Consider the following 20,015-nt stretch of genomic DNA (forward strand, 5'->3'; position numbering starts at 1 on the left):
GGAAGGACTGAGCCATGACGAGCCACACATCCTCGTCGACCGCCTATCCGCGCCCCGCGAACCTTGCTGGCGCCCTGCTCGTCCTTGCCCTCTGCACCGGCTGCACCACGCCGTTCGAGCCTCCCAAAATATTCACCATGCCGACCGGCGGCCTCGAGGCCGACACGCCTCCACCGCCCCGTCCCGATGGCCAGCGCAAGGATGCCGACGCAGCGGCCTACGCCATCAGTGCAGAACAGGTCGTTCCGGCCTCCGAAGACACCAGGCAGGATGCTGCGTCTGCGGGTTTCGGCCAAATTCCAGCGAACCCGGCGGCTGCCCGCCTGACTCCCGTCACGGATGCAGACGATCCCTGTATTGGCGACCTGGCTGGAACAGAGCGCTGTCGCACCAGCCTGGAGCCGAATGACGGGCTCACCCTGACCTCCGGCGAAGGAGATGGAACGCTGACCGTTGTCGTGCCCAGCGCGCGCGCCGTGACCGTCATAGATCCCGCCAGCGCCGTCAACGAGATCGGTCGTGGCAAGGCCGTGTCGCAGGCCGCCCAATCGGCCGGCAGCGAATTTCTCATGGGCACCGGCTCCGACGGCACCCCGCCGCCTCCGGACGAAGATGACATGTTGCCGGATTTCGGCACGGAAGGCCTGCCGATCGACGTCCTGATTCCCGGAACACAGCAATAAGCCCTGCAAGCTCCGGCCCGTCCGAGCGGCATGGCATGAAACGGGCTGACACGATCTGACACACGCTGGAACGGGAGCAAGCTCCGGCCTCAATGCAGTTGAACGAGGACACCTGACAAGGCGCGTGCCTCAGACGCGTCGGCCCCAAGCCTCCATGTCTTCCGGAATCAGTCGGCGCGATACTGAAAAAACAGGTTCAACACCGACTCAATGTGCGCGTCCACGATTTCTGGTTTCCGCACGTCAATACCAAACAATGCTTGAACCTCGTGCGCCAGCACGAATGGCATCTGACAGACAGACGTCGTGATATAGAGGAAGGATAACGGGTTGAGGTCTGGCAGCTGTTCCAGAGTACTGGCACGCACCAGGCGCTGCGCAATCGCGTCGCGTCGCGGAATGAGAAAATTGTCCACTATCCATTGGAGCCGCTCGCCGCCTATCATCGCTTCGGACACCATGATCCGGGCGTGGTCAGGATTGGCGGCACAATGCCGAATGTAGCGTCGGAGGAGATCTTTGAAGCCCTCTAGCCCGTCAATGGGCGGAACGCCTGCTGTGTCGAGGTCGATCGCCTTGTTCAGGACCTCAAACATGTCCCGCACGGCTTTGGTCTGCCCCCACGAAAGTGGTCCATTATTTGAGTTAGTTCCGGCTTCAGATATGGAGCTGAGACATGGGCAAGAGATCTACGCCTGAAGAGATTATTGCGAAGCTGCGGGAGGTTGAGGTGCGCCTCGCGCGTGGTGAGGCGACGGGCCAGGCTGTGCGCTCGATCGGTGTGACGGAGCAGACATACTACCGGTGGCGCAAGGAGTATGGCGGGCTGCAGGTTGGCCAGGCCAAACGGATGAAGGAGATCGAGAAGGAGAATGCGCGGCTGCGTCGCGCCATCTCCGATCTGACTCTCGACAACCAGATCCTTCAGGAAGTCATAGAGGGAAAGTTCTAAGCCCTTCACGCAAACGCGAAGCGGTCGATCATGTGGTGGAGACACTCGGTGCAACAGAGCGCCGGGCCTGCCGTGTGATCGGCCAGCACCGTTCCACCCAGCGTAAGCCGCGTGTGGTGCGTCAGGACGAGGATGTGCTGACAGCGGCCATCATCGCCCTGGCCGAGCGGTTCGGCCGGTATGACTATCGCCGCATCACAGCCCTGCTGAGACGGGATGGCTGGCATGTGAACGAGAAGCGCGTCTATCGCATCTGGCGGCGTGAGGGGCTGAAAGTTCCGATGAAACAACCAAAACGCGGCCGGTTATGGCTGAATGACGGCTCCTGTATCCGGTTGCGGCCAATGCACAAAGGCCATGTCTGGTCGTATGACTTCGTTCAGGACCGTACGCATGCCGGCAAGGTGTTCCGTATACTGTGTGTGATCGATGAGTTCACCCGCGAATGCCTCGCCATCCGCGTCGAACGCAGGCTCAACTTCCGCGATGTGCTCGACACGCTGGGCGAGCTGTTCGTCGCGCATGGCCCGCCTGAGCATATCCGCTCCGACAATGGCCCGGAGTTCATCGCCACCGCGCTGCGTGACTGGCTTGGCCGGGTCGGCGTGAAGACGCTCTATATCGAACCGGGTTCACCATGGGAAAACGGTTACTGCGAGAGCTTCAACTCCAAGCTCAGAGACGAGTTGCTGGCGAGGGAAATCTTCTTCGATCTCAGGGAAGCCCAGATCCTGATCGAGGCTTGGCGGCGGCACTACAACACCGTGCGCCCACACTCTTCTCTGGGCTACCGACCACCTGCTCCACAAACCATCTTGCCCGCGGCGTTCATACCGCCTTACTGTGGGGAGGTGGCGGCATGAACGCCGCTACATGGAAACCGCCGGACTAACAATTCCGGTGGACCACCTCAGTGGGGCAGAGCATGCCCACTATCATCATACAGACCCTCTCCTAAAGCCTCTGGCAGTTCACGCGAGTTCCGCAACAACACCAAAATGGTCAGACCGTCTTCGACCATCTGGAAGATGCGCACTCTTCCCGTATACTCTCTTCACCTCAAACGAACCGGCGAAAGCTATATGGTCGATTGTTCGATCATTGATTTCGTCCAAGATACCGGTTGTGGCAAACTGGTAACCTGAGAATGTATCCTCCAACTTCTCATACGACTGCTTTGGCCCCCAGGATCTCGGAACCCGTCGATTGAAATCACCCAAGACAGTCACCGGCTCATCTCGAGCCCAACGCGCCAAATGTGGCTTAAGTATTTCCAGAAACCTCTCATGCTCAGTCCAAGGTTTGGCTCTCGGCTCAACTCCGAGCGGACTGGCAAAATGATACGGAATGCAAACACCTACAAATCTGACGACGTTGCCGTTGATCTCACTCCTGGCTGTTATGGCGCTACCGATCGCTTCAAGCTGCTCGATCGGTTCGACGTCTGCCCACGGATTTCGAGACCAGAGAACGACCTTGCGTTCATCGGGATGTTGAGGGCTCCATGCCCCCCCTCCGCCGAGATAACATGACCGCCGAAATCCGCCAGCGACTGCTTCCAAGCTTCGGTTAGACAAACATAGTCCGGCTCTAGCGACGCTATCTCATCCACGAGTGAACGTGCTTGCCATGAACTCGGCTTCCGCCGTTCAATGTTCCAGTTCACGATCCTCAACTCATCACTCCGTACTTCAATCGGTGATTTCCGTCCACCGGATCAGAATGCGTCACAATCGACTCAGATTGCTCGCTGACTCGCTTCTTTGATGCCTTCAGTAATTGTACTGGAGACTGTTTTTCGACTCTCCTGCGCGCTCTGAGAGCGCACTCGCCGGAGAGGAGAAGTCTTAGAGTAACGTGGGTATAGTCACCCCCTTGCCTCGGCATTTACCCTGACAAGGATGTTGAACTACCCATACTCTGAGATGCGGCCGGATCGTCGGGCAGATCCAGCTTCAGCAGGCTGTTCACAATCCCCATCGTTCTGAAGCAACAGAACAGTTTTTTCCATCGATTGGAGCCAACCAGCAGTATTGGTCAACTCGGGTCTGGTTCCTTTGACAAGCCCGTCGCAAACTGGATGATCTTCTGCATTGCAATGAGTTAGCAAAAAGGTGATTTCATCCCTTCGCGAAGGTACACCTTAGAGACCCCCTCCTTGAAGCCAGTTCTTATCTCAATACCGCTGCGGCAAATGCGTGATACACATCAACAATATTGTGTCAGAGTCTCAGCTTGTGCAGAAGTCTTCTGTACTCCATCTGCAAACAAACAGGGAGCGAGATGAAACATCATGACATCAAAGCAAATGAAGGTCAGCGATCTGCACCCTCAAGTGCAAAAGCAAGTTGCGAGGATGCCGACCATATCTCTTCGAAGTCCGTTGTCGCGGATGCTGATGAAATCGGTCATGGCGATCGCCTTCCGGTCGCAGGCCGACGCCAATGTTCGTAGGCACACCGTAAAGCTCGAACATGTCAGCGTTCGCGTTTACGAACCGGTCAGCGAACACGCCGGCGCTGGAATGCTGTTCATTCACGGTGGTGGATACGTAATGGGCCAGGCAAGAATGAACGATCCTGATTGCAATCGGATCGTCCGCGAACTCGGCATGTCTGTGGTGTCAGTAGACTATCGACTGGCGCCCAAGCATCCGTATCCGGCGCCGCTCGACGATTGCTACAAAGCCTGGTTGTGGTTTCTGGACAACGCTGAACTCATGGGAGTTGATCCTTCCAGGATTGTCGTCGCAGGCCAGAGCGCAGGGGGCGGCCTGGCGGCAGCACTCTGCCAGAGGATTCTGGATGAAGGCGCCCCGCAGCCGGCCGCGCAACTTCTTTACTACCCTATGATCGATGACCGGACGGCAACACGAGGAGACCTCACACCAGTCCGGCATATCGCTTGGAACAATGAGAACAATTTTTTCGGCTGGTCTGCCTATCTGGGACATCCGCCGGATGACGGATCGGAGATTCCGCGTTGGGCTGTGCCGTCACGTCGCCCCGACTTGTCGAATTTGCCGCCAGCCTGGATCGGCGTCGGCGACAAGGATCTCTTCTACGGTGAAAACCTCGACTATGCGGAACGGCTCTCGAAAGACGGCGTAGAGAGCGAACTGGAAATTGTTGAAGATGTTCCCCACGGGTTTGACGCCCTGGCGCCCGAAGCAGACATCTCACGTGATTTCCGCGAGGCATCATTCGATTTCCTGCGTCGACGGCTTGGCATTGATAGCTGAAAAAAGGTCCCGGCTCCGCTAACCGGCGCCGAGACATTGGCAGTCCATCTGAGAGAAAACCTAGAACTTGGCAGAAAGCGAAACGCCGGCGGTCCGGGGCGCCGAATGAATGCCGATGAACCCACCGCTCGACGCCAAATAGCTCCCATTGTTCAGGATGATTTCGTCGGTGGCATTGTTCACAAAAGCACGAAGCTGGTAATTGCCAGACGTATCTGTAAGCGTCGCTGACAGGTTTATGTTCGTGTATTCAGACTGCCTCAACTCCGGATAGTCAATGAAGGCCAGCTTGTAATCTGCTGAGTGAAAGACATCTCCGCGCAGGCGCACGCTACCTAGAAAGCCGGAATTTATTGGAATATTCCACTCCGCCCCGAAATTCGCAGTGAACTCGGGTGCCCGGATTAGTTCTTCCCCGGTGAGGTCGACAGCGGGCGTCCCTGGCAATGCCTGGTCGGTCGTGATCAGGTCCGTATATTCCGTGTCCAGAAGCGAGACGCCCATATTGAAGGCAATATTATCCGTTGCGGCATATATGAGTTCGCCTTCCAGCCCGATCAGCTCCGCATCCCCATTCTCAACCAAGGTCGTCGCAGGCGGAATGGTGATGGTCGCTTGCAGATTCGTATAGTCATAGGAGAAAAGCGCGGCGTTCGCGGTCAGGGCACCATTCATCCATTGTGACTTGATGCCAAGTTCGTACGCATCCAGTTCTTCGCTGTCGAACAATTGCGGCAAGCTTAGCTGGTGTCCGCCTGATTTGATGCCCTTTTGCCAGTTCGCATAGACATTCACATTATTACTGACATCGAATTGCATGCCGAGCTTCGGCAAGACGTCTTCAGAGTCGATGTTTCCAGCCGGAGACGGCGCACCAAAAAACGTAAACTCTTTTTCCTCTGCGTTGAAGCGCAATCCGGCATTGATGCGCAGCCGTTCCGTCAATGCATAGGTCACATCGGCGAATGCCGCATAGGATTCCGTATCTTCAACCAAATCCCCCGCAATAACCTCGAGACGCGGCACCGTGGGGACGCCAAACAGAACTCCCGGAAACTCCACAGGCAGGCCAAGTTCAAACTCTTCGCTGAAATAGTAGGCCCCGATCAACCAATCCAGCGCACCCGTCTGGCCATACAAATTGAATTCCTGGCTAAACGATTGGGACGGCCTAGACGATCCCGTAAGATCGGCGAAGAAGAAGTTGGTCCCGTCCGCATCAAATGAATTGTCGATCTCATGATCGACATAGCCGGTAATGGAGCGGAAGGAGACTGTTTCCGAAACATCCCAGTTCACCCGCGCAATCGCAATGGTCGTCTCGGCATTTCCGGAATGATCGCCGTCCGCGTACACTTGGTTAGGCGTTGTTGTGAAGTTCGCGTTGGTCATGAACAACGCCGCAGTTCCAGCAACAACAAATGGTTCGGAAACAACCGACTGCCAACCAAAATTTCCAGTGTCCTCTTCATGCTGAACAGAAAGGTCGATCGTGACGTTGTCTGATGGCTCAATCTTTAGAGCCCCGCGCGCATGCCACAGATTCTGATCACCAAGATCCTGACCGGTATTCAGCACCTTCACATAGCCATCCTGCTTTTGCACGCCGCCGCTCAACCGGAAGGACAATCCCTCCGAGATGGGACCGGACACGACGGCATCGACACCACGGCCGTTACGCTCCTCAAACGTGGCAACAATTTTCCCTTCGAACGTGTCGCTCGGTCCGCGCGAAACATAGTTCACCGCGCCGCCCGTCGCATTGCGCCCGTAGAGCGTGCCTTGCGGTCCCCGCAAAACTTCCACGCGCTCGAGGTCCACCTGGCGCAGCAGCGCCATTGTGGCGCGCGGGAGGAAAACGCCATCGACATAGGTTGCAACGGAGGGTTCAGCCACGCCCGAATCGACCGTCGTGCCAATACCGCGCACTGTCACGAATGTGTTTCTCCCGAATTTTCCGAATGTCAAATTCGGTATCTGCAGGGCGAGGTTTTCGACATCATCGACACCGCGCGTCTCTAGATCATCTCCACCGACCTGCGAGATTGAGGCGGCGACATCCTGGATGCTCGCCTCTCGTTTGGTCGCCGTGACGATCACAGTCGCCTGACGAGATTCCGCTTCGACACCTTCACCCATTTGCGCGATCGCAGGTGTGGTCAACGGCATTAGAGCAACGCATGCCGCCAGCCCGCCCCACCTTGCCGCTGCGGTCGTTCTTCTTGCGGTACCGGCTTCGCCAGACGCAGTTGTGGTGTCTCGATTGTTGGTCATCCTCGTTCCTCCCATGCGGACTAATTGTATTATGCGTTCCGCTTTTTGATACAAAGATTACGTTTTGTGTCTTGTGTCAACTCAGGGGTGACAATTGTATATTATTGTGTCATTCAATCCGTCATGAACAGAAGGAGAGGCGGGTTCAAAACCTCTTCCGTGCTTGCAAATCGAGGTTTGCAACAAACAACTACAAAGAAGGGATGGAACGACAAATGACGGATTTTGATCTAATCATTTCAGGAGGATTTCTTGTCGATGGCACAGGCAGTCCCGGTGGCTATGCAGATATCGGAATCATTAATGATCAGATCTCTGAAATTGGCGATCTGCGGGGCCGCAGCTCAAAGCAGACCATTGACGCCACCGGAAAAACCGTCGCGCCCGGTTTCATAACGCAGCACACCCACTACGATGCAGCCTTGTTCTGGGATCCGTACTGTCTGGATGCCGGTCGCAATGGTGTCACGACCGTCGTGAATGCAAATTGCGGTTTTGGAATTGCTCCGGTTCGAGAAAAAGACCGCGAGCGGATCATGGGCATGCTGGAAACTACGGAGCAAATCCCTGTGTCCCACCAGAAAGCAGCACTGCCGTGGGACTGGGAGTCCTTTCCCGAATACATGGAACGCATCCGCGGTTTGCGGAAAGGGCTGAACGTCCTGACGTTTCTCCCGCTCAATCCCCTGCTCGTCTATGTGATGGGTGTAGATGCCGCCAAAACGCGAGGACCGAATACAGAAGAACTGGCCGAAATACATCGCCTGATCAATGAAGCAATGGACGCCGGGGCCATAGGTATTTCGATGTCGGTTATGGGTGCCGAAGGCAATTCACATGTCGATACGGACGGCACCCCCATGCCGACCGACCTCATGGACCATGACGATATTCTGAATATTTGCCGTGCAGTCATAACGCGCGGCGAAGGCGTCATCCAGATGTTGCCCCAGATCATGTATTTCGGCGATCGTTCCATCACACAACGTGTAGCCGAATTGGCCCGCGGGACGCGCGTGCGGGTCATACATAACGTATTCCTGACACATGATCTGGTGCCCCAAGTGGTCGACGAAGACCTTCAATGGCTAGACTCCATGCGCGAAGCGGGATGCGACGTAACAGCTGGTGCCCTGATCAATCGCGGTTGGGTAGAGGCCGGCATCCGAGAACTCGATACCGCCGCAGGCCAACTTCCCGCAGTCCGCAAAATCGTCGGCTGCAGTTCCGATGCCGAAATTCTTGCATTGATAAAAGACCCCGCTTTTGTTCGGGAGTTTGAGACGCAATACGCGGAAATGGGTGCTGCAAGCGGCGCGGCGGGCCTGGAAGGCCAAACCGTCATAGCGGTCGGCGAACATCCCGCGCTTCAGAAATTTCTCGGAAAAACTCTGGCGCAGGTCGGCGTAGAAATTGGCGTGAGTGCTGTCGCCGCCTTGCTGGACCTTGGCGTCAAGTCGGATCTGGACCTGCAAATGAAGTCGCCGCCGATCGCGTCAATCACGCCGGATCAAGCGGTACGCCTCATGGCGAATCCAGCCGTGGTCCCCGGTGGTTCAGACGGTGGAGCCCACACAAAGGCGTTTGGCATGGGGCATTACGCAACCGACCTGTTGATCTGGTTGGTACGAGAGGAAAAACTCAAGACACTGGAAGAAATGCACTTCCAGCTCAGCTTGAAACATGCGCGTTCGGTCGGCATTCGTGATCGCGGCGCCCTACTCCCCGGGTTCAAGGCGGATATCCTGATCTACGATCTCGACCAGCTTCACTTCGACATGAGCAAGTATGAGATTGTCCACGACATGCCCGAAGGCGACTGGCGCCGCCAAGCTCGCGCGGGCGGCTACGACTGTGTTATCGTGAATGGTGTGGTCACTCACCAAACGGACCGCCCCACCGGAGCAACCCCCGGTGCATTCGTTCGTGTGACGTCGAAATCCGCCCCATCACCACTCATGGCCGCTGAATGACGTCAACTTCAGGGGGCTGCCATGTGTGCTCGAATAGACTGTGAAGTATGGACTAAATGCGGTCCGGCAAGATACTTACCCATTCAAGCAAAGGCCTGTGAAATCCTGTATGACTGACACTACCGCTCCCGGCCCCGAAACGACACATTCCGGCGTGTCCAGAAAAGCGGTGGTTGACGCTGCCCTGAAGTGTTTCAGGCAGTTGGGACCTCACAAGACGTCAATGAGTGACATTGCTCGCGAGGCCGGCATATCTCGGAAAACGCTTTATCGCATGTTCGAGGACCGGCCCGCGCTGGTGAATCAGGTTCTGTTCCAATTGCTGCGAGGCATGGGATCAAAGTCTGCCGGTGCGGTCGCCAAATATTCGGACGTCAAAGAAGCCCTGATCGAAGGCTCGATCGAAAACATACGCATCGCGCAGGAAGAAGAACTGTTCCAAGCGATCATACTGAACGAAACGAGCACCCAAATGGAGCACTTTCTCGTTCAGGGCAACGATGCCGTCCGGGCCGAGATTGTGAAGATCTGGGCCCCAGTTTTCGAGCGCGGGCGGGCAGAAGGCACGCTTCGCAACGATCTGTCCGATGAACGCCTTGCGGAGATCATCCAGAACGTCCATTCGCTGGTCCTGATGCGCAAGGATGAGACCGAATCCGCTCAACGGGCGTTTCTGGAAGACCTGCTGTGGGCTGCACTTACAAATCAGTCTGGCAGTTGATGTTAGGATAGGCCGTTACGCCGGACCGAGTGCCGGTTGCCGGGCATGGCTCCACTGCCTGGGAGACTGACCGTAAAGACGCTTGAACTCCCGGCTGAACTGCGACGAGCTTTGATAGCCCACGTCCCAGGCGGCCTCGGACACAGTCTTGCCCTCAGCGATCTTCATAGCGGCATTATTCAGGCGCATTGACTTAACGAACTGGATGGGGGTCATCGTCGTCGCCTCCTTGAATCGCCGGTGGAACACCGCGCGGCTCATGCCAACATGGTTGGCCATGTCGTCAATGGTGACCTGTTCGCTCAGATGGCTGGACAGGTAGTCGATGGTGCGCGCGATTTCGTTGCCAACACCGAAGGCGCGCCGCGCGGCGGACCCTGCCTCCCCCTTCAGCAGGGCATAATACAGCTCGCGCAGACGCCCCGGGCCCAGCACCGCCGCGTCCACCGGATTATCGAGCAGCTCCAGCAGCCGCAGCAGGGCCTCAGTAAATCCGGTATCCCATTTCGCCAGCGCCAGCGCTGGCTGCGACAGGCCGTCGTGTCTGAAACCGGCGCCGGCGGTGGTCTCCATCTCAATGGCAAGATCCCGCATCAAGCGTGGCTCCAGCGCGATCATCACTCCCAGCAGCGGGTTGTCGTCCGATGCCTGCGGGGCCCCCGCTTCAACAGGCAGGGTCATAGGGCACAGCAGGTATTCTTCGCTGCCATACGCGTGATGTTCGCCGTCTAGGATGGCCTCTTTCACACCGCTGAGAATTGCCACAACGGTGGGCTCATAGACGGCGGGCGCGCAGGGAACGGGTTCGGTCACGCGGAAAAGCTGCACACCCTTTAGCGCGGTGTCGATCACCCCCGCCTCGGGAAGGCGCTGGTCGATCAGGTGTCTGATCTGGTCTTTGCTCATGATGCTAAACTGGCAAGGAAGATGCTGCTTTACAATACGGACGAGACAATCAGGCATGTATTAGCGACGATTACGTCTGTTTCCTGCACTTTCCGAGAGCCATCTACCTTCTAGGAAAAAATCAGACATCCGAACAGACGGCCAGTAGCGCTGGCAGGAGAAAACATTGGCAGACACGACATTCGGACGCAAGGGCTGGACGCCCGAACGCCTCGGCGACCTGAGCGGCAAGACATACCTCATCACCGGGGCGAATTCGGGCGCGGGCTTTCAGGCGGCACGAACGCTTCTGAAGATAGGCGCGAAGGTGGTAATGCTGAACCGCTCGACCGAGAAATCGAAAGCGGCCATCGGAGAACTGAAACAGGAAATCGGCGAAGCGGCCGATGTCAGCTTTGTTCGATTGGATCTGGCGGTTCTGGATAGTGTTCGCGATGCGGCTGCCGAGGTGTTGACGACCGTGCCGCGCATTGACGCGCTGATCAACAACGCCGCCATCGCCCAAGTGCCCACCCGCAAGCTGACAGTGGATGGGTTCGAGAGCCAACTTGGCACCAACCATTTCGGTCACTTCCTGCTGAACGGCCTTCTGTTCGAGCGGATCGCGGAAAGCAAAGGCCGGATCGTTATCGTGGCCAGCCTTGGCTACAATATGGGTCTGAGAACCATCAACTTTGACGACATGAACTGGGAAGAAGGATACGGCGCGAACACAGCTTATTCACAAAGCAAACTGGCGCAGATGATGTTCGGCTATGAGCTGCAAGACAGGCTGGCCGCTGCGGGGCGCAACGATGTCGAGGTTTTCGTCTGCCACCCTGGTTCGTCTGCCACCTCGTTGATCTCTACCAGCGGCAGCCGCACCATGCGGTTTATCTGGTGGTTGATGACCAAGACACCGATGGTCCAAACCGCTGAGCAAGGGTCTTACCCGGAAGTCATGTGCGCCACCGAAAAGGCCCTGACCGAACAGCGCGCCCTCTACGGCCCCACCGGCACCCGCGAATTCGTAGGACCGGTCGGCAAGGGAACCCTGAACGCCCATGCCTATGACAAGGCGGTGATGGCGCGGCTTTGGGACGTGTCCGAAAAGGCCGTCGGATTCGAATGGTCACTTTAATTCCCTGAAGGTCCCCGGCCCCGCGCGGGTCGAGTCAACCTGACGGACTGTTGCCATCTGCTTGGACGCGCGCAGGAAATACGCCATCGCAACGGGTCCTTGCATGTCCCGCCAAGGTGGGCGCTGTCAGACGGCTTCGAACCAGTCTCCGCTTTTCGCGGATGTACAGGTCTCAGGCGGCGATCAACGCGCGCCATTCGAGAAGAGCAGCGTCACGTAGCAATTTGAATCCGGCCCTACTCTCGATATTCCTTTGATGATTGAAGTGATTGTGCACCAACGAACCGATTGAAGCTTTTTCCCAAAGCCTTCGGATACGCTGAAACGAGACATTTCGTATATGCCGTAGGTTCAACCCGACAAGTACACTTCGCCTTACACAAACAAGAGTTTGCCACCCGCAATCACCGACGAGAACCGCTAGATTCTTCCTATCGACAACCAACCGAAAGGAAGACCAATGCTGTTCCCAGAACTTGAAGAAACACCTTCAAACCACCGGATGTCCCGGTTTCTCGAACTCTCTTTCGAGTACCGGACATCCACACCCGCCGAGCTTGCCGAAAAGCTTGGATACAAGAGAGACACAACCGTCGTTCAATGGATGCGCGGCTCTGCCAAGGTCCCGCTCCGACATCTTTCAACAATCGCCAACTTCTTCAGCCACGACGTTGCCCATGTGCTTTCAGCCTGGCTCGCTCAGGAATGCCCGGATGACCCTGAGATTGTGTCTGTCGCAGACCGGGTGATTACCATTTGGGAGTGGCAACTCGTCTATGTGGCACGTGACATCCACAACTACTACGACGAGTAGCTTCAGAAAGCTCTGAGAGAGAGTCACCAGAGCGCGTTTGACGACTTCAGAAAGCCAACCAGTACTGAAGGGTGAAACGCGCTCTACGGACTCCTGAGAGCGCAGTCCATGCGAATGGAAGAAGTCTCAGGGATCACCAACCTCCTCCGCTCGGGTGCGACCAATATCTTCCGCTCAAACCGTCGAGAAATACCCGTACCGCGAACCCGATTGAATGGCGGCGAACTTGTGCGTTGGAAGGTAGATCATGATGTCAGGCGTAAATAGACAACGACCACTTCCCCTGACAATTGCCTCCAGCTCTCCTAACGCGCAGCCGCCAATTTGAGATACCTCTCCCGATTGGCGCTCGACTTCTGCCGCGCCTCCTCGATGGCCTGTCGTTCCGACGCGTCCAGAAGCGCTTCCAGCAGGCGCTCGAAATGGCCCTGCATTGCTTCACGAGCGGCTTGTGGATCTCTGGCTTCCAGAGCATCGAGGATATTCGAATGCTCATTCACGCGATGTGACGTGTCATCGAGACACACGGCTGAATAGACTTTCCGGACTGCGTCAATTTCATTGCGCATACGCCAGAGGTTTTGCAGGAAGAACACGTTGGCCGCATTGCCCGTGGCCTTCGCAATTTGAAGATGGAAGTCGCGATCAGCTTCGTCGCCGTCAGGAGTATCGTGCGTCGATGACGCCATCTTTTCTATCGTTTCCCGCAGTCCTTCAATTTGCGCGTCGGTGATCTGCGTGGCAGCGAGAGCGGCGCACTCGGATTCAAAGATCAGGCGGGTCTGAGTTAGCTCGAAAGGTGTAACACGCGGCAGTATAAGTCCGCTCGATTCGTCGGCATCGCGTACATAGACGCCGGACCCGACCCTGATGTCGAGTCGCCCAATGGCCTCCAAAGAGATTTCGGCCTCTCGCACCACGACGCGGCTCACGCCAAATCTCTCTGCCAGTTCGCGCTCTCCAGGCAACCGCGTGCCCGGCGGATAAGATCCGGACTCGATCATATCCAGAATAGCTCTGGCAACGGTGTGGTAAAGGCGCTTCTCTGACATCAAATGGTTCCTTCAAGCAGCATGTCAGGTCTAAGGGTAGACAACAAAATCCCGATTGCGACGACATTATACGTAATTTTAAAAGGTTTACAAATTGGTTGGACCAATTTGTAAAAAAATTCGCGCGAATCTCCGAATATGCCTCTAAACCGCTAAATCCAGTGATCATGCACGAAAACGCCCCACACACGTGGGGCGTTTCCTGTCGTGAATCGGCTCACTACTGTCTTCTAGAAGCTGTAGCTGGCGCCGAATGAAATCCTCCGATCAGTCAATCCCTGGAAACACAAGAGCGCCCCTTCGTTGACGCAGGATTGCTGAACCTCAGATTCGGTGAGGTTCACGCCTTCAATTCCCACACTCAGGCTCTCGGTCACATCATAATTGATGCTCGCATTGAGCTGTCCCCGAGCCTCCTGAACAACGGGGAATCCCCAAGGGAAGCTGGACGTACTGCCGAAATCTGTTGATCGGTACGCGTCACGCCACGTGTAGCGGGCACGGGCAGAAAGGCCATATTTCTCGTAGTAGAGTGTGGCGTTATACGCATTCTCCGACAGATCAATCAGTGGCTGCTGGAACGTCACAGGTGTTGTCGCACCCAGGGCGGCAAACACCTGATTGGCGCGACTCGTCGCAGTGTTCACCGTTTCACCGCCAGAAAATTTCTGATTGGTATAGTTTGCAAGTACACCGAAGCCAGACGCCCAGCCGAGCCGATCCTCAAACTCAGAAAGATCATACTGGAACGCAAACTCGAAACCTTCCTGTGTAGTCTCACCGGGATCGTTGACCGTCGTCGAAACTGGCACACAGATACCGACTGGCGTGCCGCTGGCCGCAAACACGTTCGGATCGGCAATTGGGTTGAAAATACCCCCCGCCTCGCACGGATCGGTCAGATCACGGAAACCTGTGACCGGATCTTCGAATGGGTCTTCCTGCTGAGTAACGAACAGGTCGGTACGCTTCTTGTTGAAATAGCCGATGCTTACCACAGCGGAGGGCGCGAAATACCACTCAGCTGCGATGTCGAAGGAGTCTACCTGTTCGGGCGCCAAGCCAGGATTGCCGATCTGAACCGGCGGGTTCGGACTGGTGCTGAACGTCCGCGACGTTGACAGGTCATCAAAGTTCGGGCGCCTGATGTCCCTGCTCAAGCCAAAACGCAGAATCACATCTTCGGTCGGGTTGGCCACAAGGTTGAAACGCGGCAGCAAGAAATCATAGCTGCCTTCCGTCGAGACCCGCATCGCGGTGCCATTGAGTATAGAATTCCCGACTGAAGTAATGTCCGTTTCCAGATAACGCAGGCCTGCATTACCGCGGAACATACCGTATTCAAAGTTGGCTTGCGCATAAAGGGCATGGGTTTCTTCCTCGATGTCGAAAAAGGCGCTTTGACTCGAGGTGGGCGAGTCAATTGATCTTGATCCACCATGTGCAGAGATGGCCGCATTAAGGGCAGCAAGCACACCATCGGGATTGGACGCGGCGAGTTCTGGATTGATCAGCAGAAAATCTGAAACGTACAGCGCCCGGCCATCGGCTGCATTGAAGTTGTCCGGACCGGCAACAAGGAGATCCGCAAAAAGATCCCCCCGCGGACTATCAGCCATTGAACGCAATCCGACGTTTGAGCGAATTTGGTCGCGGGTGCTGGAGGTTTTGTTGTAACGATACCCCGCATCAATAGATGTGATGAATTCGCTTACGGAGCTGTCTGTCAAATCATAGGTGAAGTCGGCACGAAACGCGTCTTCACTGTTGTCGGACTTGTCCTCGCCGATATTGACATCACGCAAAACAACGTTTGCCGGATCAAGCAACTGTGCGGTTGTCGGACCAAATGCGGCATCCTGCGCAACGGCAAAGGTCAGCGCCCCCCCACTCAGATCGTAGACGAATGGGACAGCGTTGTCGTTTCCGCCACCAGCATCCAGCGGAGCGTTGGGATTGATGAAATTGAGCGTGGTATTGAAGCTCGGTGTCGTGGAATCCGATGTCGACGTTGAGAGCTCGACACGGCCCGAAAGTTTGCCGCGCCGCCAGTCGGTCCCCAACCGGTAGATTCTGCTATCTGTCAGGCGGGAGTTTGTATCGGATGAAAAACGAAGGTTCGGATCGTCATCATCATCAGCCAAGTCGACCGGTATGACACCTCTGAGCGCCGCCTCAATGCTACCGAGGAATTGCGCGCCGTCTTCGCCGCTCAACGTGCCAAAATTCACTGTTTCGAAGGCAGACGGAATGGAGATGTTATTTAGGCTGCTGACCCCCGAGGCCTGCACCCTGGAGCTTTCTTGCCGGCGCTCCTGATCGTTCAGAACAGCATCAAAGTACAGCTTCACGCCATCATTCGGCGCCCACTCTACCGTACCGGCTATATTGGTCGTCTCGTACTCAAAGTTGTCGTAGTCTTGATTCAGGAACTGTATTGGCAGAAAATCAAAAGACTGCGCACTGTCGGCACCACTATCTGACGCAATCAGGTTATCGCGGTCTGCACGAGGACGAAACGCGGTAACGTCCTGCTCAGCGTAGCTGACGCTGATGACGGTCCCGATCTCACCCATGTCCGTTGACCATTTATTGCCATAGGTCCCAGCGAGCCGGGGAGTGATACCATCGGTTGTGAGGCTGCTGTCCTCGCCCTGAATTCGTATCGTCGTCAAACGCTCAGTAAGGTCAAGCGGACGAATTGTTCTGAGATTGATTGTCCCGCCCACAGAACCTTCAATCGTCTTTGCCTCAGGAGCTTTGGTTACCTCAACAGCCGCGATCATGGCAGCAGAAACATCTTCAAAACTAATGCCACCCCGACCAGAACCAGACCCCACGGTGGACACACCGTTTATCTCGGTGCGGTTTGCATTTGTACCGCGGATCTGAACCCCGGTGCCCACACCAGCTTCGCGAGTAATCTGAACACCCGTGATATTCTCCAGAACTTCAGCAAGGTTTTGGTCCGGCAGCTTACCAATGTCTTCTGCTTGGATGACTTCAATCAGATTATCGGCAGCACGCTTTTCACTAAGTGCGCTTGCGAGCGATGAGCGGATTCCCGTCACCACAACCGTATCCTGGCGCGCTTCACCTTCAGCGGCCGGTGCTGACACGGTGACCGGTTCTTCCTGCGCCCATGCTGCGGCACCCAACGGCAGCGCGACACCGGCAAGCAGTGCCGCCCGCCAAACCCGCTGCCTCCTCAGACTGACAGACTCATCCTGTTTAAACGTGCGCATACTGAATTCCTCCCATTTATATTTTTGAGGCCTCGTCTCGACGCAAGGCACTTCGAAGACTACCAACACCCTCCGCTGATGGTATGTCAACCACTTTGGTATGCATATTTGTCTATATTGGTATGACCTCTAATCAGTTTTCCGAGCTAGTATTGTAAATTTGCGACACCCCCCGCAAGCGACGGGGATCAAAAAGAACATTTTCAACAGCGCAAGAATTAATTGGTTGACAAATTGGTCTGACAATTTAGCACTGCAGAAAAGCCGGATTACACGGCCTCGGGAGAAAAGCATGCGTTTAGGGCTCATCAATGCGACGGTAATTTGTTTTGCTTTGGGCGCTTGTCAGGCTGTCCCCGCACTGCCTGAAGTTTCTGAAGCCACACCCCAACGCCCTCATAGCCATCGTGTCATCCCCGTCTCCAATCAGGAAGACTATTTCAATGCAGCAACCAATGCCCAGCCAGGAGACCAGATCGTTCTCCAGAACGGTGTTTGGCGCGACTTTGATATGCTTCTCGACGCTGAAGGGACAATCGAAACTCCCATTACCGTATCGGCTGAAACACCTGGCAAGGTTATCTTGTCCGGACAGTCGAGCCTGAGACTGGCCGGCAAACACCTTGTCATATCCGGTCTTGTTTTTCGGGAAGGTTATACGCCGCGCACTGAAGTTATCAGCTTCCGGCGAGACAATGACAATCTCGCCTATAATTCACGTGTCACCGAAACAGTTATCGAAAACTACTCCAACCCAACCAGGGCGCAGCGTGACATCTGGGTTGCGATGTATGGCCAGAACAATATGTTCGATCACAATCACTTGTCGGGCAAGCTCAATTCCGGTCCTACAATGGCAGTCCGCCTCAATACGGAAGACAGCCAGAACAACAACCATGTCATTCGAAACAACTATTTCGGGCCTCGCCCAGTGTTCGGGTCAAATGGGGGCGAGACGCTTCGTATTGGAACCAGTCATTATTCGCTCACGCACTCGGGCACACTCGTGGAGAACAACTACTTCGACCGCTGCAGCGGCGAGGTCGAAATCATTTCGAACAAATCAGGCGGTAATACGTACCGTGGGAACACGTTCTTCCGGTCGCGTGGTACACTCACCTTGCGCCACGGCAATGATACCTTGGTTGAGAACAACCTCTTTGATGGAGATGGCGCTCCTTATACGGGAGGTGTCCGCGTTATCAATGCGCGCCAGACCGTGCGGAACAACTATTTCAAGGATCTGACCGGAGAGAGATTTTCTGGTGCGCTGGTCGTAATGAATGGGGTACCGAACTCGCCGATCAACCGCTATCATCAGGTTGATGGCGCAATTATAGAGAATAATGTTTTCGATACTGTCCGCCGCATTGAGCTGGCCGAAGGATCCGACGCTGAACGCACGGCCGTACCTGTCAATTCCATTTTCCGAAGCAACATTGTGATTGGAGAAGGTAGCGACGCGCCATTTCGAATACAGGACGACCTAAGCGGAATTACTTTTGAGGACAATGTGACGACGGCTGCTCTGTCCGTCGTCAGGTAATTTGAGACTTCAGGCTGCCTGACTTAAGGAGGGTCTGGCGCATCTGGTTTGAGTTAAGCAGCGGATTGGGCGTGCTGCAAGCGCCGTAGTTTCATCGTCCTCCTTTTGATTTTCTCACGTTCGAGCAGGATGGTCTGGCCGCGGCCCGTATAGACATCTGCCGGAGTGAGATTGTTCAGGCTCTCGTGATAGCGCTGATGGTTGTAGTAACCGACGAACGCATCGATCTGCGCTTCAAGGTCTCCGGGCAGGAAGTAGTTTTCCAACAGGATGCGGTTCTTCAGCGTCTGATGCCAGCGCTCGATCTTTCCTTGCGTCTGGGGATGATACGGCGCGCCGCGCGTATGCTGCATGCCTTTGTCGGCAAGATACTCAGCCAGATCGCCAGAGATGTAAGACGGTCCGTTGTCTGAGAGTAGTCTCGGGCGATGAACCACATTCACTTCATCGAGTCCGGAAGCTTCAAGCGCCAGGTTCAGCGTGTCCTGCACATCGCTCGCCGCCATGCCCGAGCAGAGCTTCCAGGCGATGATGTAACGGGAGAAGTCGTCCAACACGGTGGAGAGGTAGAACCATCCCCAGCCGATCACTTTCAGATAGGTGAAGTCGGTCTGCCAGAGCTGGTTGGGCGCGGTGGTTTTCTCCCTGAACTCATCGGCCGCTTTCATCACGATGAAGGCCGGGCTGGTAATCAGGTCGTGCGCCCTCAAAAGCCTGTAAACACTGGCTTCCGAGACGAAGTAGTGCTTCTCATCGGTGAACGTCACCGCCAATTCCCGGGGAGATAGTTCCGGTTGATCCAGGGCCATTTCCAGTACCTGCTGACGCACCTCGTTCGGGATGCGGTTCCAGACCCGGCCGGAGCCGCTGCGCCGATCCTCAAGCCCGGCTTCACCGAACCGCCGGTAAAGGTCATACCAGCGATAGAAGGTCGGACGTGACACGCCGATCTGTTCCAGTGTCTTCTTCACCGGCTGGTGTGATTGTTCGACCAGCCGGATGATCTCCAGCTTCTCAGAGGCAGGGTATCTCATTCGGTATCCTCCCCATCCCCGATCACGCTTTTTTTCAGAATGCGGTTTTCCAGCGTCAGGTCGGCCACGACTTCCTTCAGATCCCGCATCTCGCGCTTCAAGCCGCTCACCTCACCGGACGTCGCCTGGCGCTCGGTATCGCCGGAGAGCCGCCTCTTTCCCGCTTCGAGGAATTCCTTCGACCAGGTGTAATAAAGGCCCTGGGCGATCCCCTCACGCCGACACAGTTCGGCAATCGAATATTCTCCGCGCAGGCCTTCCAGAACAATGCGGATCTTCTCTTCGGCAGAGAATTTGCGCCGGGTCTTACGGCGTATCTCTTTCACATGTTTTTCGGCCGATCCTTCCGGCCCGGATTTCTGTCTCATCTTCGCTCCCTTGGCGGGCTACGATGTGCCAGAAATCCTCCTTAAGCAATTTGGCCGATCTGTCTCATGGTCGCTGACGGGGAACA

General features: G+C 55.8%; 13 protein-coding genes and 1 pseudogene. 8 read left to right on the forward strand and 6 right to left on the reverse strand.

All coding sequences use genetic code 11. The annotated features are described in order from the left end of the window. Positions 1-14 precede the first annotated feature (14 nt). On the forward strand, positions 15-683 hold the full coding sequence (locus B4F73_RS13375; RefSeq protein ID WP_206990753.1) for a hypothetical protein: 669 nt from the start codon (positions 15-17) through the stop codon (positions 681-683). A gap of 167 nt (positions 684-850) precedes the next feature. Here B4F73_RS13375 and B4F73_RS13380 read toward each other — a convergent pair whose 3' ends face one another. Continuing rightward, positions 851-1,279, reverse strand: coding sequence for a hypothetical protein (locus B4F73_RS13380; RefSeq protein WP_290483511.1), 429 nt, complete (start codon positions 1,277-1,279; stop codon positions 851-853). 80 nt (positions 1,280-1,359) lie between these two features. Between B4F73_RS13380 and B4F73_RS13385 the strand changes: the two genes are divergently transcribed. Next, a protein-coding gene (locus B4F73_RS13385) for an IS3 family transposase (RefSeq protein ID WP_290483512.1) occupies positions 1,360-2,498 on the forward strand; the annotation gives its coding sequence in 2 pieces (ribosomal slippage) (positions 1,360-1,618 and positions 1,618-2,498; 1,140 coding nt in all). A gap of 1,547 nt (positions 2,499-4,045) precedes the next feature. After that, positions 4,046-4,876 (forward strand): alpha/beta hydrolase, encoded by an 831-nt coding sequence (locus B4F73_RS13390; protein WP_290481118.1) that lies wholly within the window; start codon positions 4,046-4,048, stop codon positions 4,874-4,876. Positions 4,877-4,936: 60 nt separating this feature from the next. Here the strand turns inward: B4F73_RS13390 and B4F73_RS13395 are convergent, their stop codons facing one another. Next, positions 4,937-7,150, reverse strand: coding sequence for a TonB-dependent receptor (locus B4F73_RS13395; protein ID WP_290483513.1), 2,214 nt, complete (start codon positions 7,148-7,150; stop codon positions 4,937-4,939). 215 nt (positions 7,151-7,365) lie between these two features. Here B4F73_RS13395 and B4F73_RS13400 point away from each other — a divergent pair, with 215 nt between their 5' ends. Continuing rightward, positions 7,366-9,123, forward strand: coding sequence for an N-acyl-D-amino-acid deacylase family protein (locus tag B4F73_RS13400; RefSeq protein WP_290483514.1), 1,758 nt, complete (start codon positions 7,366-7,368; stop codon positions 9,121-9,123). A 109-nt stretch (positions 9,124-9,232) separates the two neighbouring features. Next, positions 9,233-9,844: a TetR/AcrR family transcriptional regulator gene (locus tag B4F73_RS13405; protein ID WP_206990766.1), complete on the forward strand. Its 612-nt coding sequence runs from the start codon at positions 9,233-9,235 to the stop codon at positions 9,842-9,844. Positions 9,845-9,859: 15 nt separating this feature from the next. Here B4F73_RS13405 and B4F73_RS13410 read toward each other — a convergent pair whose 3' ends face one another. Beyond that, positions 9,860-10,750, reverse strand: a complete 891-nt coding sequence (locus B4F73_RS13410) for an AraC family transcriptional regulator (RefSeq protein WP_290483515.1) — start codon at positions 10,748-10,750, stop codon at positions 9,860-9,862. A gap of 166 nt (positions 10,751-10,916) precedes the next feature. Between B4F73_RS13410 and B4F73_RS13415 the strand changes: the two genes are divergently transcribed. After that, the gene (locus tag B4F73_RS13415; RefSeq protein WP_290483516.1) at positions 10,917-11,870 is read left to right on the forward strand and encodes an SDR family oxidoreductase; all 954 of its coding nucleotides are present in this window, start codon (positions 10,917-10,919) and stop codon (positions 11,868-11,870) included. Positions 11,871-12,330: 460 nt separating this feature from the next. Continuing rightward, positions 12,331-12,684 (forward strand): helix-turn-helix domain-containing protein, encoded by a 354-nt coding sequence (locus B4F73_RS13420; protein ID WP_290481819.1) that lies wholly within the window; start codon positions 12,331-12,333, stop codon positions 12,682-12,684. Between the two features lie 305 nt (positions 12,685-12,989). On the opposite strand, the gene B4F73_RS13425 is transcribed toward B4F73_RS13420, so the two are convergent. Together B4F73_RS13425 and B4F73_RS13430 are read right to left on the reverse strand one after the other, a co-directional pair. Next, positions 12,990-13,736: a FadR/GntR family transcriptional regulator gene (locus tag B4F73_RS13425; protein WP_206990770.1), complete on the reverse strand. Its 747-nt coding sequence runs from the start codon at positions 13,734-13,736 to the stop codon at positions 12,990-12,992. 230 nt (positions 13,737-13,966) lie between these two features. Further along, entirely contained in the window at positions 13,967-16,981 is a 3,015-nt protein-coding gene (locus B4F73_RS13430; RefSeq protein ID WP_290483517.1) for a TonB-dependent receptor, read from the reverse strand. Positions 16,982-17,273: 292 nt separating this feature from the next. Between B4F73_RS13430 and B4F73_RS13435 the strand changes: the two are divergent. Next, positions 17,274-18,497 (forward strand): annotated as a pseudogene (locus B4F73_RS13435) (polysaccharide lyase 6 family protein); the annotation flags it as partial. Positions 18,498-18,580: 83 nt separating this feature from the next. Here B4F73_RS13435 and B4F73_RS13440 read toward each other — a convergent pair. Continuing rightward, positions 18,581-19,929 (reverse strand): IS3 family transposase gene (locus B4F73_RS13440; RefSeq protein WP_290483519.1). Its coding sequence is split into 2 segments (ribosomal slippage): positions 18,581-19,596 and positions 19,596-19,929, totalling 1,350 coding nucleotides; the frame shifts between segments, so codons are not numbered across the junction. Positions 19,930-20,015 lie beyond the last annotated feature (86 nt).

The organism is Hyphomonas sp. UBA3601, from assembly GCF_002375605.1.
In the GTDB taxonomy this organism is placed as follows: domain Bacteria; phylum Pseudomonadota; class Alphaproteobacteria; order Caulobacterales; family Hyphomonadaceae; genus Hyphomonas.

Excerpts from the sequence above, each read along its gene's own strand:
- B4F73_RS13375 (WP_206990753.1), top strand. The coding sequence starts at position 15 with ATGACGAGCCACACATCCTCGTCGACCGCCTATCCGCGCCCCGCGAAC.
- B4F73_RS13410 (WP_290483515.1), bottom strand. The coding sequence starts at position 10,750 with ATGAGCAAAGACCAGATCAGACACCTGATCGACCAGCGCCTTCCCGAG.
- B4F73_RS13395 (WP_290483513.1), bottom strand. The coding sequence starts at position 7,150 with ATGACCAACAATCGAGACACCACAACTGCGTCTGGCGAAGCCGGTACC.
- B4F73_RS13380 (WP_290483511.1), bottom strand. The coding sequence starts at position 1,279 with ATGTTTGAGGTCCTGAACAAGGCGATCGACCTCGACACAGCAGGCGTT.
- B4F73_RS13425 (WP_206990770.1), bottom strand. The coding sequence starts at position 13,736 with ATGTCAGAGAAGCGCCTTTACCACACCGTTGCCAGAGCTATTCTGGAT.
- B4F73_RS13390 (WP_290481118.1), top strand. The coding sequence starts at position 4,046 with ATGGCGATCGCCTTCCGGTCGCAGGCCGACGCCAATGTTCGTAGGCAC.
- B4F73_RS13400 (WP_290483514.1), top strand. The coding sequence starts at position 7,366 with ATGACGGATTTTGATCTAATCATTTCAGGAGGATTTCTTGTCGATGGC.
- B4F73_RS13430 (WP_290483517.1), bottom strand. The coding sequence starts at position 16,981 with ATGCGCACGTTTAAACAGGATGAGTCTGTCAGTCTGAGGAGGCAGCGG.
- B4F73_RS13405 (WP_206990766.1), top strand. The coding sequence starts at position 9,233 with ATGACTGACACTACCGCTCCCGGCCCCGAAACGACACATTCCGGCGTG.
- B4F73_RS13420 (WP_290481819.1), top strand. The coding sequence starts at position 12,331 with ATGCTGTTCCCAGAACTTGAAGAAACACCTTCAAACCACCGGATGTCC.